Annotated in this window: 23 protein-coding genes and 1 riboswitch; of the genes, 14 read left to right on the top strand and 9 right to left on the bottom strand. The window is 41.9% G+C overall.

Features of this window, described 5'->3' with window-relative positions:
- Positions 1-23: 23 nt before the first annotated feature.
- Complete coding sequence (locus B1K71_RS18025; RefSeq protein ID WP_077329445.1) at positions 24-956, top strand: NAD-dependent epimerase/dehydratase family protein; 933 nt, start codon at positions 24-26, stop codon at positions 954-956.
- A gap of 74 nt (positions 957-1,030) precedes the next feature.
- On the opposite strand, the gene B1K71_RS18020 is transcribed toward B1K71_RS18025, so the two are convergent.
- Positions 1,031-1,534, bottom strand: coding sequence for a hypothetical protein (locus B1K71_RS18020; protein WP_077329444.1), 504 nt, complete (start codon positions 1,532-1,534; stop codon positions 1,031-1,033).
- A 172-nt stretch (positions 1,535-1,706) separates the two neighbouring features.
- Between B1K71_RS18020 and B1K71_RS18015 the strand changes: the two genes are divergently transcribed.
- Positions 1,707-2,570: an ABC transporter permease subunit gene (locus B1K71_RS18015; RefSeq protein ID WP_077329443.1), complete on the top strand. Its 864-nt coding sequence runs from the start codon at positions 1,707-1,709 to the stop codon at positions 2,568-2,570.
- On the top strand, positions 2,570-3,574 hold the full coding sequence (locus B1K71_RS18010; protein ID WP_077329442.1) for an ABC transporter permease: 1,005 nt from the start codon (positions 2,570-2,572) through the stop codon (positions 3,572-3,574). The genes B1K71_RS18015 and B1K71_RS18010 overlap by 1 nt, the downstream gene beginning before the upstream one ends.
- A 119-nt stretch (positions 3,575-3,693) precedes the next feature.
- Here B1K71_RS18010 and B1K71_RS18005 read toward each other — a convergent pair whose 3' ends face one another.
- A complete protein-coding gene (locus B1K71_RS18005) occupies positions 3,694-4,065 on the bottom strand; it encodes a DUF3899 domain-containing protein (protein WP_077329441.1) in 372 nt (123 codons plus the stop codon).
- A 305-nt stretch (positions 4,066-4,370) separates the two neighbouring features.
- On the opposite strand from B1K71_RS18005, the gene B1K71_RS18000 reads away from it, so the two are divergent.
- From B1K71_RS18000 to B1K71_RS17980, 5 genes are all read left to right on the top strand, one after another.
- Positions 4,371-6,089 (top strand): peptide ABC transporter substrate-binding protein, encoded by a 1,719-nt coding sequence (locus B1K71_RS18000; RefSeq protein ID WP_077329440.1) that lies wholly within the window; start codon positions 4,371-4,373, stop codon positions 6,087-6,089.
- Between the two features lie 308 nt (positions 6,090-6,397).
- Complete coding sequence (locus tag B1K71_RS17995; protein WP_139343358.1) at positions 6,398-7,327, top strand: ABC transporter permease; 930 nt, start codon at positions 6,398-6,400, stop codon at positions 7,325-7,327.
- Complete coding sequence (gene opp3C, locus B1K71_RS17990; protein ID WP_077329439.1) at positions 7,327-8,346, top strand: oligopeptide ABC transporter permease; 1,020 nt, start codon at positions 7,327-7,329, stop codon at positions 8,344-8,346. Before B1K71_RS17995 ends, opp3C begins: the two co-directional genes overlap by 1 nt.
- Before the next feature lie 13 nt (positions 8,347-8,359).
- Positions 8,360-9,379, top strand: a complete 1,020-nt coding sequence (locus B1K71_RS17985; RefSeq protein WP_077330366.1) for an ABC transporter ATP-binding protein — start codon at positions 8,360-8,362, stop codon at positions 9,377-9,379.
- A gap of 93 nt (positions 9,380-9,472) precedes the next feature.
- Positions 9,473-10,492 carry an ABC transporter ATP-binding protein gene (locus tag B1K71_RS17980; protein WP_077329438.1) on the top strand — a complete coding sequence of 340 codons (1,020 nt, stop codon included), beginning with the start codon at positions 9,473-9,475 and terminating at the stop codon, positions 10,490-10,492.
- Between the two features lie 61 nt (positions 10,493-10,553).
- Here B1K71_RS17980 and B1K71_RS17975 read toward each other — a convergent pair whose 3' ends face one another.
- Positions 10,554-12,176, bottom strand: a complete 1,623-nt coding sequence (locus tag B1K71_RS17975; RefSeq protein WP_077329437.1) for an ABC-F family ATP-binding cassette domain-containing protein — start codon at positions 12,174-12,176, stop codon at positions 10,554-10,556.
- 245 nt (positions 12,177-12,421) lie between these two features.
- Between B1K71_RS17975 and B1K71_RS17970 the strand changes: the two genes are divergently transcribed.
- Positions 12,422-13,054, top strand: coding sequence for a hypothetical protein (locus B1K71_RS17970; protein WP_077329436.1), 633 nt, complete (start codon positions 12,422-12,424; stop codon positions 13,052-13,054).
- Between the two features lie 54 nt (positions 13,055-13,108).
- The gene (locus B1K71_RS17965) at positions 13,109-14,092 is read left to right on the top strand and encodes a helix-turn-helix transcriptional regulator (RefSeq protein WP_077329434.1); all 984 of its coding nucleotides are present in this window, start codon (positions 13,109-13,111) and stop codon (positions 14,090-14,092) included.
- A 71-nt stretch (positions 14,093-14,163) separates the two neighbouring features.
- On the opposite strand, the gene B1K71_RS17960 is transcribed toward B1K71_RS17965, so the two are convergent.
- The 6 genes from B1K71_RS17960 to rarD form a co-directional block, all read right to left on the bottom strand.
- Positions 14,164-14,790, bottom strand: coding sequence for a YpmS family protein (locus B1K71_RS17960; RefSeq protein WP_077329433.1), 627 nt, complete (start codon positions 14,788-14,790; stop codon positions 14,164-14,166).
- A 10-nt stretch (positions 14,791-14,800) separates the two neighbouring features.
- The gene (locus B1K71_RS17955; RefSeq protein ID WP_077329432.1) at positions 14,801-15,712 is read right to left on the bottom strand and encodes an SGNH/GDSL hydrolase family protein; all 912 of its coding nucleotides are present in this window, start codon (positions 15,710-15,712) and stop codon (positions 14,801-14,803) included.
- A 212-nt stretch (positions 15,713-15,924) separates the two neighbouring features.
- Positions 15,925-16,911: a homoserine dehydrogenase gene (locus B1K71_RS17950; RefSeq protein WP_077329431.1), complete on the bottom strand. Its 987-nt coding sequence runs from the start codon at positions 16,909-16,911 to the stop codon at positions 15,925-15,927.
- A gap of 25 nt (positions 16,912-16,936) precedes the next feature.
- A complete protein-coding gene (locus B1K71_RS20030) occupies positions 16,937-17,101 on the bottom strand; it encodes a hypothetical protein (RefSeq protein WP_175631961.1) in 165 nt (54 codons plus the stop codon).
- Positions 17,102-17,129: 28 nt separating this feature from the next.
- On the bottom strand, positions 17,130-18,842 hold the full coding sequence (locus tag B1K71_RS17945) for a PLP-dependent aspartate aminotransferase family protein (RefSeq protein WP_077329430.1): 1,713 nt from the start codon (positions 18,840-18,842) through the stop codon (positions 17,130-17,132).
- Between the two features lie 89 nt (positions 18,843-18,931).
- Positions 18,932-19,045, bottom strand: a riboswitch (SAM riboswitch).
- An 80-nt stretch (positions 19,046-19,125) separates the two neighbouring features.
- On the bottom strand, positions 19,126-20,028 hold the full coding sequence (rarD, locus tag B1K71_RS17940; RefSeq protein ID WP_077329429.1) for an EamA family transporter RarD: 903 nt from the start codon (positions 20,026-20,028) through the stop codon (positions 19,126-19,128).
- Between the two features lie 218 nt (positions 20,029-20,246).
- On the opposite strand from rarD, the gene megL reads away from it, so the two are divergent.
- The 4 genes from megL to B1K71_RS17920 all read left to right on the top strand — a co-directional run bounded on the left by megL (position 20,247) and on the right by B1K71_RS17920 (position 25,333).
- A complete protein-coding gene (megL, locus tag B1K71_RS17935) occupies positions 20,247-21,431 on the top strand; it encodes a methionine gamma-lyase (protein WP_077329428.1) in 1,185 nt (394 codons plus the stop codon).
- A gap of 339 nt (positions 21,432-21,770) precedes the next feature.
- A complete protein-coding gene (cls, locus tag B1K71_RS17930; RefSeq protein WP_077329427.1) occupies positions 21,771-23,213 on the top strand; it encodes a cardiolipin synthase in 1,443 nt (480 codons plus the stop codon).
- A 27-nt stretch (positions 23,214-23,240) separates the two neighbouring features.
- Positions 23,241-23,762: an acyl-CoA thioesterase gene (locus B1K71_RS17925; RefSeq protein WP_077329426.1), complete on the top strand. Its 522-nt coding sequence runs from the start codon at positions 23,241-23,243 to the stop codon at positions 23,760-23,762.
- 149 nt (positions 23,763-23,911) lie between these two features.
- The gene (locus B1K71_RS17920) at positions 23,912-25,333 is read left to right on the top strand and encodes an alanine/glycine:cation symporter family protein (RefSeq protein WP_077329425.1); all 1,422 of its coding nucleotides are present in this window, start codon (positions 23,912-23,914) and stop codon (positions 25,331-25,333) included.
- The last annotated feature ends 11 nt before the right edge of the window (positions 25,334-25,344 follow it).

Genomic DNA, 25,344 nt, shown 5'->3' with positions numbered 1-25,344 from the left:
TGATGGTGGAGGTAAAACAGCTTATGAAAAAGATTTTGGTTACAGGCGCACAGGGTCAAATCGGCTCGGAGCTTGTTACAACATTAAGAGAAAACTATGGTACTTCTAATATAGTTGCCACAGATATTAAAGAAAATATGAATGAAGATGGTCCATTCGAGATAGTTGATGTAACGAACGCCGAAGATTTATTTTCGGTTGCCAAAAAATATGAAGTGGATACAATTATGCATCTGGCAGCACTTTTGTCAGCAAGAGCGGAGGCTATTCCGCAGAAAGCATGGGATTTAAATATGGGCGGGCTGATGAATGCTTTGGAAGTTGCCCGGGAACTTAACCTGCAAATTTTCACACCAAGTTCTATAGGCGCGTTCGGTCCGGCAACACCAAAGAAAAATACACCTCAGGATACAATTCAACGTCCCACAACGATGTATGGGGTCAACAAAGTGGCAGGAGAACTGCTTTGTGATTACTATTACAGTCGTTTTGGTGTAGATACTCGCGGCGTCCGTTTTCCTGGTCTGATTTCCTATGTCGCTCCACCAGGCGGCGGTACGACTGACTATGCAGTGGAAATTTATTATGAAGCTCTCAAAAATAAATCATACACTTCTTATATTGCTGAAAATACATATATGGACATGATGTACATGCCGGATGCATTGAATGCAATTATGAAATTGATGGAAGCAGATTCGGATCAACTGGAACACCGTAATGCGTTCAATATTTCCTCTATTTCTGCTGCTCCGGATGATTTTGCGAGGGAAATCAAAAAGCATATACCAGATTTTGAAATATCCTACAACGTGGACCCGGTACGGCAGGAAATTGCCGATAGCTGGCCGGACAGTATCGATTCAACAGTAGCTTCGAAAGAGTGGGGATTTGCCCCGGTGTATAATTTAGAAGGTATGACAAAGGACATGCTGGAAAAATTGAAGACGAAATAACTTAAAAAGCCCGTGACGGTCGGTACCGTTACGGGCTTTTTAAGTTACAAAAGGCTTGGATAAATCCATTTACATTACTTTTCAAATGACAATCGAAACTGACCAAGAATCTTCCTTTCATTGTCTTCCATTTTGAAGACTTTGGCGTCATACACGCCTGATTCCGGGACTTGAACTTTACTAACAAATTTTCCATTTTTTAATTTCTCCACTTGATAGGGCAAATCGCCAATAGGCAGTTTTATGAGTAATCCCAATTCACCACCACTAAATGGCTCGCCATTCTTGGATACTTTAAAGTGTACATCCTCCTTTTTTTGCTGTTTAAATTTGAATTTCGTTTTTTCAATGAAAACCTGATACTGGGCAGGTGCCTCTTTTGAATCTGTAGTATTTTCATTTTTTTTATCTTCTTCCTGCTTATCTTGTTTCGCATTTTTATCCTGTTGTTCATTTTGTGATGTTTCAGACTGGCTGTCGCTGTTTGTTCCTTCGTCACTTGCAGTCTGGTTGTCCGAAGAGCAGGCAGCCAAAGCCAGAACCGCAACTAACGCAGCTGCAAATAAGATGTTTTTCATTGCAGTATTCCCCCTTTTCTGTGCCAGCTTATAAAATCAATTGTACTATATTTTAGAATAATGACAATAAAAATTTCAACAATATCTATTGAACTAATATTTAAAAAATTCATCCGAATTATGTTAGTATGTAGGTATAAAGAAATGGTAGAGTTTGCAGGGGGGTTAAAAAATGGGAAGTTTTACATATCGGACAGGTGTGAAATTTATTTTAAGTTTAATAGGGATTTTTTTGATAGGGTCTTTACCAGCACTTTTTAATGGGGTTCATCTTGACTTTGGTTCCTATTTCAGCCAATTGACAGCTATAATACCAGACATTGTCCGTCCGTGGGAGTGGACGTATACCATTGAGGGAATCTCCCGGTCATTATTTCCGAAAATACTTGACCCATGGGCATATTCCATGACATTGTTGTTTGGTTCTTTTTTTATCGCTTTTCTTGCAGCGATTGTTTTTGCCTATGTTACGCTGCTGCTTCCAAGAAAATTGATTGATGGGACTAAATTTATATTATTCTCCCTGGAGTCACTGCCGGATGTCCTCGTCATAGCAATTTTTCAGATAGCAGTTATTTGGATGTACCAGAAAACGGGGATTTTAATGTTCTATATTGCTGAATATGGCGACCATCAGCCATATACATTGCCGATTATCGCGTTAAGTATATTGCCGACCATTTTCATGTATCGTATCTTTATACTGGATTTGGAAGAAGAGTCGGAACAGCCGTACGTGGAACTCGCCAAAGCGAAAGGGTTGAAGCACTATGCGGTTTTGCTGAAGCATATTTTGCGCAATGCGATTATGGGTATTTTTCTGCATTCCAAATTCATTCTTTGGATTATGTTGTCCAATCTGCTGGTGGTGGAATATATTTTTGCTATCAGCGGTTTAATCCAATTTATGATCTCATTACCGACTCCGCAAATTTTTACAATTGGAATCATCCTTCTTTTTGTGCCAATTTTTATCATCATGTCTATCGGGCAATTCATCATTGAAAAAGTTGCTGTACAAAAGGTGGTGTTGTAATGATAAAGGAACTGTTTAAGAAGCCGCTGTTTGTTATCGGATTTTCCTATATTGCATTATTGTTTCTCGCCAGTATGATCCATTGGTTTTATGGTGCTCCGGTACCGGAATATGATCTGCTCTATGAAGATCATAAACTTACCGGGGCTGCACCGCATAGCCCATCCGAACTTCCACCTTTGGGATCGGATCGTTTTGGCAAGGATTATTTATATTTGTTGTTAAAAGGAGCAAAGATGACAATCGGATTTGCCTTTGTTGCCGCGGTTTTACGAATGATTTTTTCAACCGGAATTGGCCTGTTTTATGCGTTTTTTCTAAAGCGGGCCAACAAATTTATTACCGGATTGACGGAGGCATTTCAATATTTGCCGACAGCCTTGCTTGCTTATGTCATATTGAAGCCTGTATTGATCCAGGATGAATTTACCCGGACATTTACGGAAGGGTTCTGGGAACGGATGGTCTTTGAACTGCTCATTTTTGTCATTATTGCACTGCCGACAATCTCTGTTCTGATTGGAAATGAAACGAAAATGATTCTGGAGCGTGAGTTTATTACAGGGGCACGTGTGATTGGTGCCGGACGCTGGCATACTCTGAAAAAGCACGTCATGCCGCACTTAGCCCCGAAACTTTGGATTAATTTCGGCCAACAGGTGATTCAGGTGCTTGTATTGCTTGTGCATCTTGGCTTATTGAAACTATTTCTGGGCGGAACATTGAAACATCATCTGATGGATAATGGGTTTGAATCATTAACAGCAGAATGGTCCGGACTGATTGGTTATTCTTACGCATATCTTGATATCCAGCCATGGCTGCCGCTGGTACCACTTGGAGCATTTGCTATAACCATTCTGGCAATGAATTATATGATCGAGGGCATGAAACAGGCATTAATCAAAGATACACGCGTTCGTAAATTACGAAAAGATGCAATTTTGATTGAGAGGAAAGCAACGCCGGAATTGACAAAAGCGGATTTTGAGAAAGTGTCATAAAAAAGGTGTGCGTTATGGATCACTGCTCAGAATAATTTAAATAAACATTGCTAAAGCGGAATCTTGTATATAACGTGCAATTCCGCTTTTTGTATGGTGAATTCAGCAGATAAGAAAACCTAAATCATAAACGCGGCAATGAGACTTATGATAAAGAATACACCACCGGCAATCAGGATCGGATAACAAATTGGAAAATAATGATCTTTAGGCAGGTAGCTATCCTCTTCCAACTGTGGATTTACTTCATAAATCATTTCATCAATTTTTTTGGTTCGCCGGAAAAAGCGCTTGAAGCTGTACGTAATACCATTAAAAAACCCGGTTTGAACTAAAAATAATGCAGAACCAAAGATTAAATAGAACAAACTGACTATAAAAGTTGCATTAATAAGCGCAAGTAATGTAAAGGATTTGTATATAAAATAGGAGAGTGCAAGGCTTAAAACAACCCCCGTTATAAAAGTGCCTGTAAAAAGTTTATTACCCAAAAAATCACCTCAATTCTTCTAATATCTTATCAAATCGGTTAAAAAAAATCACTACAATTTTCCATTGGTTCTGATAGAAAGTATTAAAAAGCTTGCTGAAGTCACTATAAAATACATGGGTAAAAAGACCTATTTTTTGTTGCGGAAACGTAACCTGATAGGCATTTTTTAAAATTATCAAAAAAAACTAATGCAAAAAAGTGTGAATACTTGTATAATGCTTATGTAGACAATTTTCAAACAAAGATGAATATTAGAAGAGGATTGTCTGCGAGACACATAATATTTTGAGGAGGGTCAAATTTATGAGCAAGGGGAAATTTAAGTGGTCATTTGTTGCTGCTTTGTTGTTAGCGCTCGGTATGGTGCTTGCAGCATGTAGCGGCGGTGATTCCGGCGAGAGTGGATCTGACAGTTCTTCCGGCGGCGATGATGGTGAAAAGTCATCCGCAAGCAAAGAATTGGCGGGAGAACAAGTATTGCATTTTGTCCGTGGGTCTGATTTACCATCAGTTGATATTTCTGTCGCAACTGATACAACTTCTGCGGAGGTTATTCAAAGGACTCACCCAGGTCTAATAACATTTAAGAATAAAGAAATGGTGCCTGAAATGGCGAAAGATATGCCTGAGGTTAGTAAAGACGGTTTAACATACACGTTTAAATTACGTGAAAACCTTAAATGGTCTAACGGAGATCCATTGACTGCAAGTGACTTTGTATATGCTTGGCAACGGTTGATTGATCCTGACACAAAATCTGAATATGCTTACATTATGGGCGTTGCAAATGTTAAAAACGCCGACAAGATCATGAATGAGGATAGTGATATTTACGGCAAGGTAGAAAAGCTGGGCGTTAAAGCAGTTGATAAACATACATTGCAGGTACAATTGGAATCACCAATCCCGTTCTTTACAAGTTTATTGTCATTTAATAAGTTTGGTCCGTTAAATGAAGACTTCGTTAAAAAGCAAGGTGACAAGTTTGCGAAAGAACCTGAAAACTTGCTAACCGTTGGACCATATAAACTTACAAAATGGGATCACGGTGTTGGTTGGACACTGGAAAAATATAAAGATTACTATGCAGCAGATGAAGTTAATATTACAAAAGCAACATTTAAAGTGGTAAAGGAAAAGAATACTCAGTTGAGTCTTTACAAATCAGATGAAATTCAAATGGATGGACTGTCTGCAGAGCAGGTAAATGCCTGGAAAGATAAACCTGATTTCCAGCAGGTACCTAAAAACTGTGTATTCTACTGGACTTTGAATGCGAATAATGTACCTGAATTTAAAAATGAAAAACTTCGTAAGGCCATGTCCATGGTTATTGACCGAAAAGGTTTAACAAATGTATTGCTGAACAATGGTTCTATTCCAGCTCAATACATCGTACCTAAAGGTCTTGCAACTGGGCCGGATGGAAAAGACTTCCGTGAAGGTGTAGAAGATTATCTCCCTGGCGGAGTAGAGGAAGCAAAAGGACTTTGGAAAGAAGCGAAGAAAGAACTGGGAATAGACACACTTGAAGTTGAATATGCAACTACAGATGGTGATACATCCGCACAAATGGGTGAATACATGGCGAACCAGCTTGAACAGCTGAAAGGTTTGAAAGTTACCATCAAGAAATTGCCTTGGAACGCATACCTTGAGTATACTCAAAATGATAAGCAGGAAATTGGTGCAGGTTCCGGTTGGTGCCCTGACTACAAGGATCCAATGACATTCTTAGGCTACTGGTATTCAGGTAACCCGAATACAGATGGTGTAGGCCTTGAAAGACCAAAGTATGATAAGCTGGTTGAAAAGGCACGCGAACTTGCTAAACAACAAAAACCGGAAGAACGTTGGGCAGCACTGAAAGAAGCAGAAAAACTTCTGATTGAAAAAGCTTACACTATCCCAACGTATCAGGCGGGTGCAGCGATTGTAATTAAGCCTTATGTGGAAGGTATAGTACCTCAAAGTTTCGGTATTGAATACTACTTTAGAGAGGCTAAAGTTTACAAACATTAAACGTTAAGTCAATCGGCTTTACGAAGGATTGAAAGGGAGGTGCGTATTTCAAGGTGCGCACCTCTATTTTTTCTGCTCTGAAAATTTTGAACAACGCAAAAATATGAAAGCGCTTAAAAAATAAACATGAAAAATATCACACAATTTAATAGATTGAATACCTATTCAAAATCCTTTTGTGAAGGTGATTTGCGCCGAAGTTTTTCTTTTGCAGTAAAATGCTCATATTTAAAAATGGCAGAATTTTATATTGACTTTTGGTCCTAATAATTAGAAAATATAACTACAAACTATGGAGGTGTGAGAATTTGGTAGGATATATCTTAAAACGTGTGGCATATATGTGCCTTACGATGCTAGTCATCATAACTCTAACATTTGGGATTGTTAAATTATTGCCCGGTACTCCATACCAGAATGCCGCGAAATTAACAGAAGCCCAAATTGAAGCATTAAACGAACAATATGGGCTGAATGACCCGATGCCTGTACAATACGTGCGTTATTTAGGAAATGTGCTGACAGGGCAATTTGGAATATCTTTCCAATATGATGGACGTTCTGTGGGGACAATTATTGGAAATAAATTACCGGTTTCGGCTCAGCTTGGACTGGAAGCAGTTATAGTAGGTACATTGTTCGGTATTATTTTGGGTGCAATTGCTGCGCTTAGAAAAGGTGGTGCCCTTGACTATGGAACCACACTGTTTGCAGTTTTGGGGATCTCCGTACCATCCTTTATATTTGCAATGCTGCTGCAGTATGTTTTTGCATTAAAGTTAAACATTCTTCCACTCGCATATTGGACGAGTTGGCAGAACCATGTTCTGCCTGTCATTTCACTGGCGGTAGGTTTTGTTGCGATTATTGCCCGCTACATGAGGACAGAATTGGTAGAAGTTATGGGGTCTGACTATATCGTTACGGCTAAGGCAAAAGGCCTAAAAAGGTCGACGGTAATTACAAAACATTCCATCCGTAACGCGTTGATTCCAATTGTTACGATTGTTGGACCAGCGACTGCCAGCATTGTGACCGGATCACTTGTTATTGAACAAATTTTCGCAATTCCGGGAATTGGTGATGCATTTGTAAATGCTATATTTACAAACGATTACCCGGTTATTATGGGGACAACAATCCTATTTGCGCTGTTTTTCGTTATCGCAATCTTTTTAACTGATTTGGTATATGGAATTATTGATCCTAGAATTCGACTGGCAGGAGGCGATTCATAATGGCATTATCAAAAGATGAAATCACCCAAGATATGTTTGAACCGGCTGAAATTGAAGCGGGTAAAGAAGAGGAAATCGCCACCGAGAGTGTTAGCTTTTCGCAGGATGCTTTTCGACGTCTTCGAAAACAAAAAGCGCCGATGGCGGGGTTATTAGTTATCCTTGCAATTGTTGCTATGGCATTTATTGGACCGTATTTTAGTCCGGCGGAAACGATTGACGATCAAAATTTGCTCCGCTCGAATCTGCCTCCGAAAGTCTCCTGGCTTTCAGGTGTGTCCTGGCTGCCATTTGATGGCATTAATCAGGATGATATAGATATGTACGAAGCACGTAGTGTTGAAGAAAATTATTGGTTTGGTGCCGATAAACTCGGTCGTGATTTATGGATTCGTGTTTGGGAAGGGACAAAAGTATCCTTGCTGATTGGACTTGTTGCCGGTGTCGGTGACATTATAATCGGTGTCATCTATGGTGGTATTTCAGGTTATTTCGGCGGCAGAGTCGACGAATTTATGGAAAGAATTATTGAAATTCTGATTGGGATACCACAACTAGTGCTAATGATTTTGCTTATTGTTGTGTTAGAACCGGGCATTGTTCCGATTATTTTTGCAATAATGTTTACGGGCTGGATTAGTCAAGCCAGGATCGTAAGGGGGCAAACCCTTCAATTAAAGACGCAGGAATTTACACTGGCTGCACGGGCACTGGGTGCGAAGCATGGTCGGATTATCCGTAAGCATATAATTCCGAATACTGTCGGGATGATAATAATTACGATGATGTTCAGTATTCCAAATGCGATATTTTCGGAAGCATTTCTAAGCTTTATTGGACTTGGTGTGCCAGCACCAAATGCATCACTCGGATCATTAATTAATGAAGGGTTTCACCAAATACAGTTCCATCCATACCAGGCATTGTTCCCTGGTGTGCTAATCAGTTTACTATTGCTTGCATTTAATGTATTTGGCGATGGTCTGCGCGACGCACTCGATCCAAAAATGAGAAGATAGGAGGCAGACAGTGTTGGAAAATATATTAGAGATAAATGATTTGCATGTATCCTTTGATACATTTTCCGGAGAGGTACAGGCTGTCCGGGGGGTAGATTTGAAATTAAAGAAAGGTGAGGCACTTGCGATTGTGGGTGAGTCCGGTTCGGGTAAATCGGTTACCTCTAAAACAATTATGCAATTGAATCCAAGCCCGCCAGGACGGATTAAATCCGGAGAAATTCTATTTGATGGGAAAGACCTTACTAAATTAACAGATAAACAGATGCAAAATATACGAGGTAAAGAGATTTCCATGATCTTTCAGGATCCAATGACATCGCTGAACCCGACAATGACTGTCGGAAAGCAGATTATGGAAGGTTTAATTAAACACCAGAATATGAGTAAACCTGAAGCGAAACAACGTGCGATTGAATTGTTGAATCTGGTAGGTATTCCGAACCCGGAAACACGTGTGAAACAATATCCGCACCAATTTTCCGGCGGTATGCGACAGCGGGTGGTCATTGCGATTGCCCTTGCCTGTAACCCTAAAGTTCTGATTGCCGATGAACCGACAACAGCACTTGATGTTACGATTCAGGCACAGATTCTTGATTTGATGAAGAATTTACAGGCTGAAGGGGATACGTCGATTATTCTGATTACACACGATCTTGGCGTTGTAGCCAACATGGCACAGCGTGTTGCCGTTATGTATGGCGGCAAGGTAGTTGAAGTTGGAACAGTTGATGAATTGTTTTATAATCCTAAACATCCGTATTCATGGGGATTGTTATCGTCCATGCCACGTCTGCATGAGAAACGGGATGATCTGATGACAATTGCCGGTACACCACCGGACTTGTCAGATCCGCCAAAAGGCTGTCCGTTTGCAGCACGTTGCCCGCATGCGATGAAGGTATGTACCGAGCATATGCCGGAACATACAAAAGTAAGTGAAACACAGACGGCTGCATGCTGGCTGCTTGATGAACGCGCACCGGATGTAGAACCGCCGGAAGCTGTTAAAGCTGCAAGCGTTAAGTAGATTGCAACTTTCATATTGAACTATTTGACTGACAAAACCGTATAATCAAATAAATAATTTGGATTACGTCCAAAAATATGAGGGGGTTGAAAATTGTCACATTCAAATGAAAAACTGCTGGAAATTAAAAATTTGAAAAAACACTTTAAAGTCGGCAGAAAAGAAATTTTGAAGGCTGTCGATGGCATAAGTTTTGATATATATAAAGGTGAAACATTTGGACTTGTTGGCGAATCCGGCTGTGGTAAATCAACCGCGGGACGGACGATTCTAAGATTGTATAATGCAACAGAAGGTGAAGTGAACTTTGAAGGTGTCAATGTTCACGGAAAAAAATCCAAAAAAGACTTAAAAGCTTTTAACCGTAAAATGCAGATGATTTTCCAGGATCCGTATGCATCGCTAAACCCGCGTATGACGGTTATGGAAATTATTGCAGAAGGTATTGATATTCATAATCTGGCAAAAAATAAACAGGAACGCCAAAAAAGGGTTTATGAACTGCTGGAAACAGTTGGGTTAAACCAGGAACACGCAAACCGTTATCCACATGAATTTAGTGGTGGACAGCGTCAGCGTATCGGGGTTGCCCGCGCATTGGCGGTGGATCCGGATTTCATTATCGCGGATGAGCCAATTTCTGCACTTGACGTATCCATCCAGGCACAGGTTGTAAACTTGATGCAAAAGCTGCAGAAGGAACGCGGACTGACTTATTTATTTATTGCCCACGATTTGTCGATGGTTAAACATATTAGTGATCGTGTCGGTGTTATGTACCTTGGTAATATGGCGGAAGTGGCAAGCAGTGATGATATTTACGATGAACCGCTTCACCCGTATACACAGGCATTGCTCTCAGCGATTCCGCTGCCTGATCCGCAAGTGGAACGTTCCCGTGAACGAATTGTAATCGAGGGGGATGTGCCGAGTCCGATTGCACCTCCAAGCGGTTGCCGATTCCGGACACGGTGTCCGCATGCGATGGATATTTGTTCCAAAGTGGAGCCGGAGTGGCAGGAATATAAGAAGGATCATTTTGTTGCATGTCATCTTTATAATGATAAGTACAATGAAGAATATAAAGAAAGACAATTGCAGACACAGAATTAAGACTGTAAAAGAAGCCCCCAGCTGGTAATCAGCTGGGGGCTTCTCTATGGAAATGGAATGTTTAGACCGCGTACATTGCTTCTACTTTCTTTTGTAAATCATTATCGGCAATATATTCGTCATAACTCATTTCCTTATCAATCACGCCGTTCGGGGTCAATTCAATCAGGCGGTTTGCGATACTTTGAATGAATTGATGGTCATGTGATGTGAAGAGGATGGATCCTTTAAATTTAACCAGTCCATTATTTAATGCTGTAATGGACTCCAAATCCAGATGGTTTGTCGGTTCATCCAAAATCAGTACATTCGAACCTGAAAGCATCATTTTGCTCAGCATACAGCGAACTTTTTCCCCACCGGAAAGGACACTTGGCTTTTTTAGTGCCTCTTCACCGGAGAAAAGCATGCGCCCAAGGAATCCGCGCAAGAATGTCTCGGTTTCATCTTCCGGCGAATATTGACGCAGCCACTCAACCAAAGTAGGTTCGCTGCCTTCAAAATATGCGGCATTATCTTTAGGGAAATAGGACTGTGATGTTGTAACACCCCATTTATAGGTTCCTGCATCAGGTTCCATTTCTCCCATAATAATTTTGAAAAGTGTTGTCTTGGCAATTTCGTTTTTTCCGATGAAGGCAATTTTATCGTCTTTATTCATCGTAAAACTGACATTATCCAAAACTTTTTCCCCGCCAATTGTTTTCGTTAATCCTTCAACACGCAGCAGATCATTTCCGATTTCACGATCCGGTGTAAAGGAAATGTATGGATAGCGCCGTGAAGATGGTTTAATGTCATCCAGTGTAATGCTGTCCAATAGTTTCTTACGTGATGTTGCCTGTTTGGACTTTGATGCATTTGCGCTGAACCTGGCAATAAAAGCTTGCAGTTCTTTGATTTTCTCTTCTTTTTTCTTGTTCGCTTCCTGGGCCATTTTTGTTGCCAGCTGACTGGATTCATACCAGAAGTCATAATTGCCGATATAGATTTGGATTTTACCGTAATCCACATCTGCAATGTGTGTGCACACTTTGTTCAAGAAATGGCGATCGTGTGAGACGACAATAACCGTGTTTTCAAAGTTTATCAGAAATTCTTCCAGCCACTGAATGGCATGGATGTCCAAGCCGTTTGTCGGTTCGTCCAGCAGCAGAATGTCCGGATTGCCGAACAGCGCTTGTGCCAAAAGAACTTTTACCTTTTGATCACCGGTAATTTCAGCCATTTTCTTGGAATGCAGGGACTCATCAATGCCAAGTCCTTTCAAAAGGACAGCTGCATCTGATTCTGCTTCCCAGCCGTTCATTTCCGCGAATTCGCCTTCCAGTTCCGCAGCACGCATGCCATCTTCCTCGGAAAAGTCAGCCTTCATGTAGATTGCGTCTTTTTCCTGCTTCACTTCATATAACCGTTCATGTCCCATCAGAACAGTTTCCAGTACCTCATATTCCTCATAGGCGAAGTGATCCTGTTTCAGGACTGCCATTCGCTCACCGGTGGACAAGGAAACATTCCCGGATTGGGCTTCGACTTCTCCGGAAAGTATTTTTAAAAATGTTGATTTGCCTGCACCATTTGCACCAATCAATCCATAACAGTTCCCTGGAGTGAACTTCAGATTAACATCTTCAAATAACTTTTTATCTCCATAACGTAAACTTACATTATTAACAGTAATCATGGGTAACGTGAACCTCCATTAAATAGTCATCACCGTTAGATTACGGGATTTGCAGCATTTCGTCAATCATGACGTTTAAAAGCACCCGCAGAAAATTCGACAGATGACAGGCGCCGCCCGGATTTTGTCGAATCGGTAAAAAGGACTATATTTTTCAGGAAAAATATGTAACAATAAAGTAACGGGATATATCGTTAAAAGGCTGCCATGACAATTTGGAATGGCTTTTGACGGAGGGGGAGTCAATGGAAGAAAGAACGATATACTTTCTCTTTACAGACACAGGGACATATTTGTCAAAGGTGATCAATTACGTTACAAAACAATCATTGAATCACGTTTCACTTGCCTTTGACCCTGAATTGCAGCAGGTGTACAGCTTCGGGAGAAAGAATCCGCACAATCCATTTATCGGCGGGTTTGTAAAAGAGGATATACGAAGTAATTTCTTACGGAATGCTGCATGTGCCATATACGCATTTAACGTTACGGAAAAAGATGTTAAACTGATAAAAGAGCGGATTGCCGAGATTGAACTGAAGAAAGGCAATTATAAATATAATTTCATTGGATTGATTGGTGTACTATTGCAAATTGAAATTAACCGCAGCAATGCATTATTCTGTTCACAATTTGTGGCGACGGTGCTGAATGATGTGGAGGCACTGAAATTTAAAAAACCGATTTGTTTTACAACACCGGCAGATATCCGCAGCCACCGGGGAATGCAGCTTGTGTATACGGGAACACTTGGAACCTACCATTCCGTTATACAGGAAGAACGAAACGTACAATTACTGACGGTGGAAAATACAGTACCAAAACAGTCATTCATCTTCGGTTTGTCCCAAAAAGTAAAAAATTTTGTCATCAGATGAGAAGAACCTTACAAATTTAAACGTACAGGTTCTTTTTTATGGAGGAGGATTTAAATGGAGCGGGGGAGCAATTATCGATTATTAAAATTACGGGATATCTTATTTGATGAAACGGATGATCTGCATGAACTTGGCATTGAGGAATTAAGTGCAAAACTTAAAGCTTATACTGGTGATGCATTTTTCGATAATCGAACCATTAAACGCGATCTGGAGATATTGGATGAAACAGATTTTGAAATCGTCCGCAACACAGGAAGATATGGAAAGATATACTTCAGCCATCAGACCAGGCTGTTCGAGACGTATCAGCTTAGATTGATCATTGATGCAATTTTGTCGGCCAAATTCATTACGACAAATGAGAAGGAAAAGCTGATTCAAAAGGTTAAAAAACTGACAAGCAGGCATATTGCCAAGACATTGCCGGAACCAATTTTGTTCAGTCAGTCGGCAAACATGGATTACGAATTGGTGAAATTGAATATTGACTGTGTGCACAGGGCAATTTCGGAAAGTAAAGTTCTTACATATAAATACGGCAAATTCAATGTAAAGAAGCAGTTTGAATTTCATCGCAATGCGGAGTGGTACCATGTCGAGCCGTATGCATTAATCTGGCAGAACGACTATTATTATTTGATTGGTTTGTTCCAGGAGACCGGTGAACTGCGCCATTACCGGCTTGACCGGATTCGGGATATTGAGATGAGCGATCAGTCATTCAGGAAAAAGAATTTTAACCTGCAGGAATATGTTGATCAAAGCTTTCATATGTTCGCAGGTGAAGAAATGTGGATGAAGATCCGTTTCCATAATGACCTTGTAAACGTTGTTCTGGACAGGTTTGGACAAGATGCAGATATCAGGGAACTGGATGACGACCATTTTGTGCTTTCCTCCAAAGTGAAACTGTCTGATGGTCTGGTCAATTGGATACTGACATGGGGACATAAAGCAAAAGTATTGTCTCCGGATCATCTTGTTGACCGAATGCGGGAAAAAGTTCAGCAAATGTATGATGTTTATATGGAATAAGTAAAAGCAGTCTAAAGTAGTCTGTAAAAAGGTAATGCCCGTCTGTCAATGCCAGGCGGGCGGTTTTCGTTTTATTCTTCTTTCGGTTCAATCCCCAATGTCTGGTACGGAATTTTTATTTTGAATGCTAGATTGTTAGCTCCTAAATCGATATGTTCGACTCCAACCTGGAAGTTACTTTTGATTTTCATATCAGTGACTGCCACATAGATTTCTTCATCTTCCGGATTGATTGCAACCCATTTCGGCACAGGTAAATATTTTTTCATATACTCCATGATTTTTTGGTTTGGAAGCTGCAGCAGTCCGATTGAGATGGATTTCTGTTTTAGAATAACATCACCATTTTCCTGGACAAATGGCTCCAGGTGCATGGAGAGGGGGACTGATGTGGAAAAGACAGGCAGCTCTCCCTGTAGATGAACATCATCTTTCAATGTCACCTTATAATGATGATTTGATCCTTCCAGTAATTTATCAATGTACGCATTGACCAGTTTATTCAAATTCTGCTTGGTGGTTCGTACAATAAATTCTGAACTCTGCTGAGTGATTTCGTTTTCCTGATTCGGATTTTCTGTTTCAGATACCGGCCAGAAAATTAATGCGATGATAGCAATAAAAATAATCAGGTTCAGGCCGAAGAGCATAAAAAATAGTCGTTTCCAATTGTTTTTCCGCTTTCTCCGTTCCGCCATTCTGTCCACCTCACTTATCTGTTATATATTCCAGGACCCGTTTGGCGATTAATTGATAGCCCTGGTGACTCGGGTGGAAATGATCCTTGTAGAAAAAATCAGCATTCTTATCGGCGAATAAGTCAACTGTAGGAATGAATGTTATGTCATCATACTGCTGCGTTATGTTTTTGCTTGTCGAATTCCAGTTTTCCACAATGACACCAAGTTCCTCCAGTTTCGGGAAGAATTTTTCAAATGGGTTGTAAAAGCCGATCAGGTAGATTTCTGCATCAGGATTGTATTTCCGCATCGTATCAAAAATATTTTTAAGTCTTTCCTTATACGCAATTCGTTCTTGTTGAAAGTCTTTGAGGGTCAAATCGGTAATATTATGCTTAACAACTTCCATTATATCGTTGGCACCAATTGTAATTAATATGACATCGGCATCTTTCAGAGATTGCTTCACACCGGGATTGTTCATCCGGGAATACATTTGACTTGTTGTATTACCGCGGACACCATAGTTATCAAATGTGACTTGCTCTGAATCTTCTTCGTTCATGATGCCTTCCAGAATCCCCACATAACCGCCGTCAACAACATTATCCCCAACTCCTTGCGTCAACGAATCACCGATTGCTACAATATGTGATTCTTTGTTGGTAAATAAGTCAACTGTACGTTCGAGTGCTTCACTCAGAATGATTTTTACAGACCGGGTAACCGGATTTTCATCTTTTTCTCCTGACTGGTTCTTTTTTTCTTCCTTCTTATCCGGGGTTTTTTTCTGATCTGATTTTTTTTCCAGTTTCTCCTGATTTTGCAGTGGATGATCCACTTTATTGTTTAAGTCCTGATCGGGCAGATTCATAACTATTAAAAATCCGAAGCCTATAAGCAGTATAACCAATATAGTGAAAATGTATCTTTTTTTCAAATCACTCACACCTATGCTGGATTCTTCCTGTATGTATTCATTACAATACTATATATGTACCCGATTATACAGGCAAGTATAGCAAAATCATGTTTCGATTTATTAACATTTTATGCAGGATAGGCAAAAGTGTAAACGCATTTGTGAGGGAGGGGGTGATTTTTTGTAAACGGAATGAAAAAATCGTCTCCCTTGGGAAGACGATTTTCAGATTAACTAATAGGAAGGGGGGCCGGCTTTTGACTTACAATCATGCAAAAATCCTCCAGCATTGCGCTGGCGGTTGGGAATGCACCGGCACCGGGACCAGTTAGGGTAATATCACCAACGATGTCGGCTTTCAGGTGAATCGCATTATCCACACCTTCGACAGCGTACAGCGGGTGTCTTTCCGGGACAGCTGCAAGTTCAACTTCGGCGGTTAGATTTCCGGTCTGGTCGTACTTGATTGATGCGATATGTTTGATCCGTTTACCTTCATGTTTTGCCTGCTGAATAGCTTCGGCCGTTACATCGGTAATACCGGTTCGTTTAATGTGCTCCGGATCAGGCTGCTTATTAAAAATAAGATCACTGAGAATCATCAGTTTGAAAAAGGCATCATATCCTTCGATGTCATTCGTTGGATCTGCCTCTGCATATCCCCACTTTTGTGCCTGCTTCAATGCAGTGGAGAAGGGGAGCCCATTTTCCCGCATTTCAGTCAGAATATAGTTCGTCGTTCCGTTCAAAATTGCCTGTACCTCCTTAATCTGGTTGGCTTTGAACAGTTGACGAATTGACTGGATGATTGGAATTCCACCTGCTGTCGTTGCATCATATCCAATCTGTACATCGTGAAGTTTAGCGAGTGCTTTCAGCTCATTACCATGTGCGGCAAACATTTCTTTATTGGCCGTAATCACATGTTTTCCTGCTTCAATGCATTGCTTGAGATAGGTAAAAGCAGGCTCTTTTCCGTTGATTGCCTCAAATACAACATCAATTTCCGGGTTATATAGAATATCGGAAATATCCGTTGAAATGGGGGTCTTTGCTCCGATCTTTTGATGTTTTTCCGGATTTTCGATTACAACCGTTGACAGGTGTATCGGTGCACCGAGCTGCATTTCCAGCCGCTTTTTATGGATGTGGAGGGTTTGGTAGACCCCGCATCCGACAGTTCCCAGTCCGATTAACGCCACATGAATCGGTTTCATCAATCAAGTCTCCCTTCGTCTAAGATCAACGGTGATATGCCGCAGCCTTTGAAAAAATCCAACCGCTGCAGCAGCATATCAACCGTAATGCGTGTATATAAACCATTCCGGATGGGAAATCAACCGAACGGGCCGCAGTATCAACCATACAGGAAGAAATATCGACCTTTAGCCGAAAACGACCAACCATGAATAGACATCCTGTTCGCTAACGCTGCTTATGCATTTGCAAAAACGTCCTCCGTTTTGCCGCCGCGCAGTTTAAGAGCTTCCTGATAGGCATCTTTTCCGGATATAACCGTGATACCTGCAGCTCTTGCATTTTCCAATGTCGCGTCACTTCCGTTCGGGTTTTCCACCCAGAGAATTTTACCTTCTTTATTAATAAATTGTTCAATTGACTCAGGTGGCAGTGCCTGATCATTGGTTGCTGCAGCATCCACTTCAAATGGAATATCCACTAATGTCGGATAGTCACCTTGCTCACCGACAGTTACCACTTGGAAGCCTAATTGATCAAGCTTATCAAATGAACTTGCGCCATAAACGGCAATAACTTTTTTACGAAGTCCGTTTTCCCGGTTAAATGGAGATGACAGGAGCCATTTGACTGCATCCGCTTCTGTTGGCTGAATGGCCTTTTCAACACCGGCGGCATTTGAAATGGCCTGGTCGAGATCTGCCAAAATATCTTTTGTTGATTCAAGGCCGATTGACAGGCGAATCAATTCTTCTGTAACACCGCTTTGCTTCAGATCTTCTGCTCCCAGTTGCTGGTGCGTTGTTGATGCCGGATGAATGATCAGTGATTTAGCATCACCGACATTGGCAACGTGTGACCAGATTGTCGTACCGTCAATTGCTTTTCTTCCGGCATCGCGTCCGCCTTTAATGCCAAATGTAATAACGGATCCATACCCATTTTGCAAATATTTCTGTGCAGCCTGATGGGATGGATGATCTTTCAATCCCGGGTAATTTACCCATTCAACAGCTGGGTGGTTTTGCAGGAATGCCGCAACTTCCTCGGCATTTTGATTATGACGTTCAACTCTCAGGTGCAGTGTTTCAAGTCCTTGCAATAAAAGGAATGCATTCTGCGGACTGATACATGCGCCGATATCGCGAAGCAGTTGTACACGCAGTTTGGTGGCAAAAGCAACCGGTCCAAGATCAGCGAATTTTATGCCATTATAACTTTCATCCGGTTCTGTGAAACCAGGGAATTTTCCTTTAGTCCAGTCAAACCTGCCACCGTCAATTGCGACGCCGCCGATAGCTGTACCATGACCGCCAATCCATTTTGTTGCCGAGTGGACTACAATATCTGCACCCCATGCCAGTGGTTTTGTAACATATGGTGTAGCAAACGTGTTGTCAATAATCAGTGGAATATCATTGGCATGCGCAATTTCTGCAATTTTTTCGACCTCCAGAACGTTCAGACTTGGATTCGTAATTATTTCACCGAAGATGGCTTTTGTTTTCGGTGTTATTGCATTGCGGATCTGATCCAAATCTGTTCCATCGACAAATTTTACGTCAATCCCGTATCGTGGCAGTGTATTGGCGAATAAATTATACGTTCCGCCGTATAAATTGCTGTCGGCAATGATTTCATCACCGCTGCCGGCGATATTTAAAATGGAAAGGGTAATCGCAGCCATACCGGATGAAGTGGCAACTGCGGCTGACCCGTCTTCCAGTAATGCAATCCGCTGCTCGAATGCATCAACGGTCGGGTTCATAATCCTGCTATAGATATTACCGGGTTCCTGCAGACCAAACAGATTTTGTGCGTGCTCTGTATCGCGAAATACATAGGAAGTAGTTTGATAGATTGGAACTGCACGGGATCCTGTTGTCGGATCAGGCTCCTGTCCACCGTGAAGCAGATTTGTTTCCTGGTTGAAAAGTTGATAATTTGACATGAATAATTCCTCCTTTGAATTTTATCTGGAGAAAGAGGGTAAATAAAAAGCCCTCTTCCTAAGAAGAGGGCGTGTATGTAACGGACCTCCTCTTATCTTCCAGATCGTAATTGACCTGTAGGATTTAGCACCTTACTAAGCACGCATGCTTTTAGGTTGCCGGGCTTCACAGGGCCTATTCCCTCCGCCGCTCTTGATAAGAGATGAAATTGTAAATTCAATTAATTTAATGAACATTATATACATGATTCGTTCGGTACGTCAACATATTTTTAAAAAAATTTTATAATTCTTTCTGGCGAACCGTTTTTTTATGCCGGGATGATGCCATGTAAATGATCAGCGCCACCCAGATAAATACAAATGAAATCAGATGTGCCTGTGTAAATGTTTCATGATACAGGAAGACGCCAAGAATTAGCATTAGCGTTGGTGCGATGTATTGCAAAAACCCGACCATGGAAAGCGGGATCCGTTTAGCACCGGCAGCAAACAGCAGAAGCGGGATGGCAGTGGCGACACCCGCACCGAACAACAGGGCACCGCTTCCGGAAAACATTGTCGCCGGTGACAGCGTACTGTCCGGAATGAATATTAAATACAGCAGTGCAATTGGTGTTACGAGCATCGTTTCGATTGTCAACCCGAACATGGCGCTGACATCGACCATTTTTTTCAACAGTCCGTACAGGCCAAAACTGAAGGCCAGTACAAGTGAGACCCATGGGAAAACACCGAAACTGATCGTTAGATTGATGACCCCGATTGCTGCAAGAATGAATGAGATTAATTGCCGCCTGCTAAGCGACTCTTTCAGTACAAGCATACCAAGCAAAATACTGACCAGCGGGTTTATGTAATAACCGAGGCTTGCCTGGACAACATGGTCACTGTTCACTGCCCAGATAAACGTCAGCCAGTTGATGCTGATAATGACCGAAGCTGCTGAAATACCAATAAGCTTCTTTTTATCATGGAAAATGATGCTGCATTCCTTCAAAAATGGCTTAAGCTTTCCCGATGCCAGTACGATGATAACCATAAAAATAAATGACCATAAAATGCGGTGTGCCAATATTTCGTCAGCGGGAACATCCTGGACCAGTTTCCAGTAAATCGGCAGAAACCCCCAAAGCGTGTAAGCAACCGCAGCATATATAATCCCCAATTTATTTTCCTGATCCATCTCACAACCCCCCTGTCAAAAATTTTCCGTATTCGACAAATTTCGAGTGGTGCCAGACGCTTGTCGAATTTCTAAATAAGCTAAGTTTAGTTTCTTTTTTCGGTAAAAGCAATTGGGGCGACTTGAAAAAATCAGGGTAAACGCTTTCGAAATGTTGCTGAATCGAATATGATAGTAGTATATGGGTTTAGTAGATTTTAATAGTGGGGGGACTTTGCATGACACATGAAAATAAACATTTTGAGACGACTGTAATCCATGAAGGGTATGATTCAAAGGAAATGCTTGGAAGCCTGGCGACACCGCTTTTTCAAACGTCGACATATACATTCGATTCTGCTGAACAGGGGGAGCGCCGTTTTGCCGGGGAAGAAGGCGGTTATGTGTACTCCCGTCTTGGCAATCCAACCGTAAGTGTACTGGAGGAGCGGATTGCGGCGCTGGAAAACGGAGAACGAGGCCTTGCTTTTGGATCGGGGATGGCCGCGGTTTCTGCGATTCTGATTGCGTTAACGAAGGCGAATGATCATGTGCTTTGTTCATCCGGGCTGTACGGATGTACGTATGGTCTTTTATCCATGATGCAGGACAAGTACAATATTACGCATGATTTTTCCGATATGCGCACAAAGGATGAAATTCGTTCACTTATTAAACCGGAAACAGCATGTATTTACGTGGAAACGCCAATTAATCCAACGATGAAGCTGATTGATCTGCAGATGGTGGCAGAAGTTGCCAAGGAGCACGAAATCCCTGTTGTTGTTGACAATACATTTTCATCACCGTATTTGCAGCGCCCGCTGGAATTGGGCTGTGATGTTGTGCTGCACAGTGCAACGAAATATATCGGCGGGCACGGGGATGTTGTGGCAGGCCTTGCTGTCGGTAAAAAAGATTTCCTCGATGAGGTGGCGATGACCACACAAAAAGATATTGGCGGCATAATGGCACCAATGGATGCCTGGCTGCTGCTCCGCGGGTTAAAAACATTGCCGCTCCGCCTTGATCGTCACTGTGACAATGCAGAGAAAATTTTTGACAAACTGCGTAACCATCCGAACGTCGATCATATTTATTATCCAGGTGATGAAAGCAATCCGGACAACGCCATCTGTAAAAAACAGATGAAACGCGGCGGCGGATTAATTTCCTTTGAAGTAAAAGGAACAAAAAAAGATGCACAGCAGTTTCTAAACCATCTTACATTTTTAAAACTGGCGGTAAGTCTGGGTGATACGGAGACATTGATCCAGCATCCGGCAACAATGACACATGCGGTAGTGCCGGAAGATGCACGTCTTAATATGGGCATCACCGATCAATTGATTCGCCTTTCCGTCGGCTTGGAAAACTGGGAAGATATCTGGACTGATTTAGAACAAGCACTCAACCAGCTATAAAGGTGCTATACACGTCTGTACAAGCGGACGTGTTTTCTTTTTGGAAAAAAAGGGGATTGGCTTGGACCCGGATTAATATTTTTTGGCGGGATGTGTGATCGAACACCGGCCGTAAAATGTTATCAGTCAGATTGGGGCTTTTATCGGTCACCTTGCTTAGTTTATCAGTCACATTGTCTTGTTTATCAGCCACTTTTGCAAGGTTATCAGTCAAAACGTTAAAATTGTTGGAATGATAAATGCGCTGTCCGGGAATAGAAAGAATAGGGCACTAACGTAAATCCATAATTTATGCTATATTATGGTTACTGTGACTGCGGGGCGAGAGGAGAACTGCGTATGAGCATTACATCGATTTTATTAGGGTTAATACTCATTTCGAACTTTGTGCTCGCAATGACAATTATCTTTTTGGAGCGAAAAGATCCCAGTTCAACATGGGCTTGGCTGATGGTATTGCTTTTTATTCCGATTGCAGGATTCTTTTTATATTTAATTTTTGGAAAAAAAATCAGCTCCCAGCGTATTTTTACATGGGACACAAAGAGTAAGCTAGGGGTGAAGAAAGCAGTCCAGCATCAGCTCAGGGCGATAGAGGAGAACCGCTTCTTCTTTAAGCATAAAGAGCTAATCGAATTCAAGGATCTTTTTTACCTGCATTTACGTAATGATGATGCGATTTTTACGCAGGATAACAGTGTGGAAATTTTTACGGACGGGAAAAAGAAATTCGATGCTCTGCTGCAGGATCTTGAAAACGCGAAGGACCATATTCACTTGCTCTATTACATATTGCGCCATGATGAACTCGGCCAGAAAATAGCCAATGTCCTGATTAAAAAGGCGAATCAGGGTGTAGAAGTGCGGGTGCTTTATGATGATATGGGTTCACGGGGAATCAGCAGAAAGTTTATCAACCGGCTGCGAAAATCAGGGGCAAAGGTTGAGTCCTTTTTTCCACCGAAGATTCCCAAAGTAAACTTTAAAATCAATTACCGGAACCATCGGAAACTGGCCATTATTGATGGAAAGATCGGCTATATCGGCGGTTTCAATATTGGTGATGAGTATCTCGGGAAAAACCGTAAATTCGGCTATTGGCGCGATACACATTTGCGCATCAGCGGAGATGCCGTTAATAATATGCAGACCCGGTTTGTTCTTGACTGGAATCAGGCATCCCGGAATCACATCGGATATGCGGACAGGTTCTACAAAGGGCAGGTCAGCGGAGACGTTGGTATTCAGATTGTTTCGAGCGGACCGGATTCAGATTGGGAGCAGATTAAAAACGGGTATATAAAAATGATTATGTCGGCCAAGGAGTATATTTATATCCAGACACCGTATTTTATCCCGGATGAAAGCTTAAAGGATGCACTTCGGATTGCAGCACTGTCAGGGGTGCATGTGCGGCTCATGATCCCGAACAAGCCGGATCATCCATTCGTTTATTGGGCAACATTGTCCTATATAGGGGATTTGCTTAACGCAGGTGCTGAAGTGTATATTTATCAAAATGGCTTCCTGCATGCCAAGACGATCGTGGTGGATGGTAAAATTGCCTCTGTCGGGACAGCAAATATTGATGTGCGCAGTTTTCGCCTGAATTTTGAAGTTAATGCTTTTTTATATGACAAGGGACTCGCATCCCGGCTGGTCGAAGCATACAAACAGGATATGCAGCTTTCGACGGTCATGACCAAAAAATTATACCAGAAAAGGTCCATTGGGATTCGCTTTAAAGAGTCCATATCCAGATTAATCTCACCAATTTTGTAATATACAACATCGAAGGAGGATTTCATTATGGAAGGTAAACCTTGTAATCAATCACTAGCAGTAAAGACATCACATGTTCTTCCGCCGGACACAAATGCACACGGAACATTATTCGGTGGAAAATTGATGGCACACATTGATGATGTGGCAGCCATTGCCGCCGGCCGCCACGCCCGAAAACCAGTCGTTACAGCATCAACAGATTCGGTTGACTTTTTGGCGCCTGTAAAAGAGGGAGATGCTGTATGTGTCGAGGCATTCGTGACATGGACACATAATACATCAATGGAAGTTTTTGTGAAGGCGGTAACTGAAAATATCCGGTCAGGGAAAAGGAAGGTATGTACGACGGCTTTTACGACGTTTGTGGCAGTTGACAGTGATGGGCGTCCATCTGAAGTTCCACCGGTTTACCCGGTGACAGACGATGAAAAAAAACTGCATGAATCAGCACCAAAGCGCGCAAAACTGCGTAATGAGAGAAGACAGGAGTCTAAAGAACTTGCCGCAACATTCGGCACGGATTTTCCATGGAACAGAGGGGTATAATTACCATTGCCGAAAAGCTGAATAATTAGGTATAATGATAAAAGAGGCCATTGTCGGCTTCTTTTGTTTTTATGGCTGAAATTCAGGGTATGTCTTTCTAGAAGCACTCTATAAAGATGTTTGACCAGTTTGAAAGGAGAACGAAAACGATGGATATTTTAGAAAAAGTTGTCGGGGCAGCAAATGAGGTCATGTGGACCTATGTGTTGATTGCTGTGCTAATCGGCCTTGGGCTATGGTTTTCCTTCAAAACCAAATTTGTGCAATTTCAAATGTTCCCGGAAATGTTCCGTGTCTTGTTCGATAAGCGGACCGTGAGCGCTTCCGGTAAAAAAGGAACGTCCGCATTTCAGGCTTTCGCCATCAGTGCGGCCTCACGTGTTGGAACAGGTAACCTTGCCGGTGTTGCATCAGCTGTAGCGGTTGGTGGACCAGGAGCGGTGTTCTGGATGTGGGTCATTGCGCTGCTCGGTTCTGCAACAGCTTTTGTGGAAAGCACGCTTGCACAGGTTTATAAGGTTCCAGAGGAGAACCAGTATCGGGGCGGACCGGCATATTATATTGAAAAAGGACTGAATATGCGCTGGCTTGGGATTGTGTTTGCCGTTACCATTACATTTACATATGGTCTTGTGTTTAACTCAGTTCAATCCAATACAATCAGTTTGGCGTTTAATGGCGAATTTGATATAGGCAAAAATATAATGGCGATTGTGCTTGTCGTCTTGACTGCAATCGTTATTTTCGGTGGACTGAAAAGCATTGCGAATGTGTCACAGGTCATTGTTCCGGTCATGGCAATTTTGTATATCATACTTGCAATTTTTGTACTGGTTATGAATATTGCGCAAATACCAGATATGATTGGGTATATTTTCAGCAATGCATTCGGTTTCCGTGAAGTGGCAGGCGGCGGATTTGGAGCAGCCATTCTGATGGGAACCAAACGCGGATTGTTCTCCAATGAAGCTGGTATGGGTAGTGCGCCAAACGCAGCGGCTACCGCAGAAGTGTCCCACCCGGCCAAACAGGGGCTGATCCAGTCTCTTGGTGTATTTTTTGATACGATTCTGATTTGTAGCGCGACTGCATTTATCATCATCGCGGCAGGCGGTTTTGAAGGCAGCGAAGCAGATGGGATTCAATTGACCCAGAATGCATTTGAAGAGCATTTGGGTGGTGCAGCAGCCATCTTTATTGCTGTGGCAATCTTCTTCTTCGCCTACAGCTCTATTTTAGGTAATTATTATTATGGTGAAAATAATATCGGCTACATTAAAGACAGTAAAATTGGTCTCTTCATCTATCGTCTTGCAGTTCTGGCGATGGTTGTGTTTGGTGCAGTTGCCACGTTTGACCTTGTATGGGCACTTGCCGACTTAACGATGGGTATCATGGCGCTCATTAACCTGTATGCGATCTTCCGACTGTCCAAAGTCGCTAACCGGGTACTGAAGGATTACCGGAAACAGCGGAAGGAAGGGAAAGATCCGGTTTTTTACCGGGATGTCCTGGATGATCAAACCGGCATTGAATATTGGGGCCGTGATCAGGTCTCTGAAAAAGAATAAAACGGTGACTG

The organism is Virgibacillus siamensis, assembly GCF_900162695.1.
Taxonomy (GTDB): domain Bacteria; phylum Bacillota; class Bacilli; order Bacillales; family Amphibacillaceae; genus Lentibacillus; species Lentibacillus siamensis_A.
This window is presented reverse-complemented; position numbering and strand designations above follow the sequence as displayed.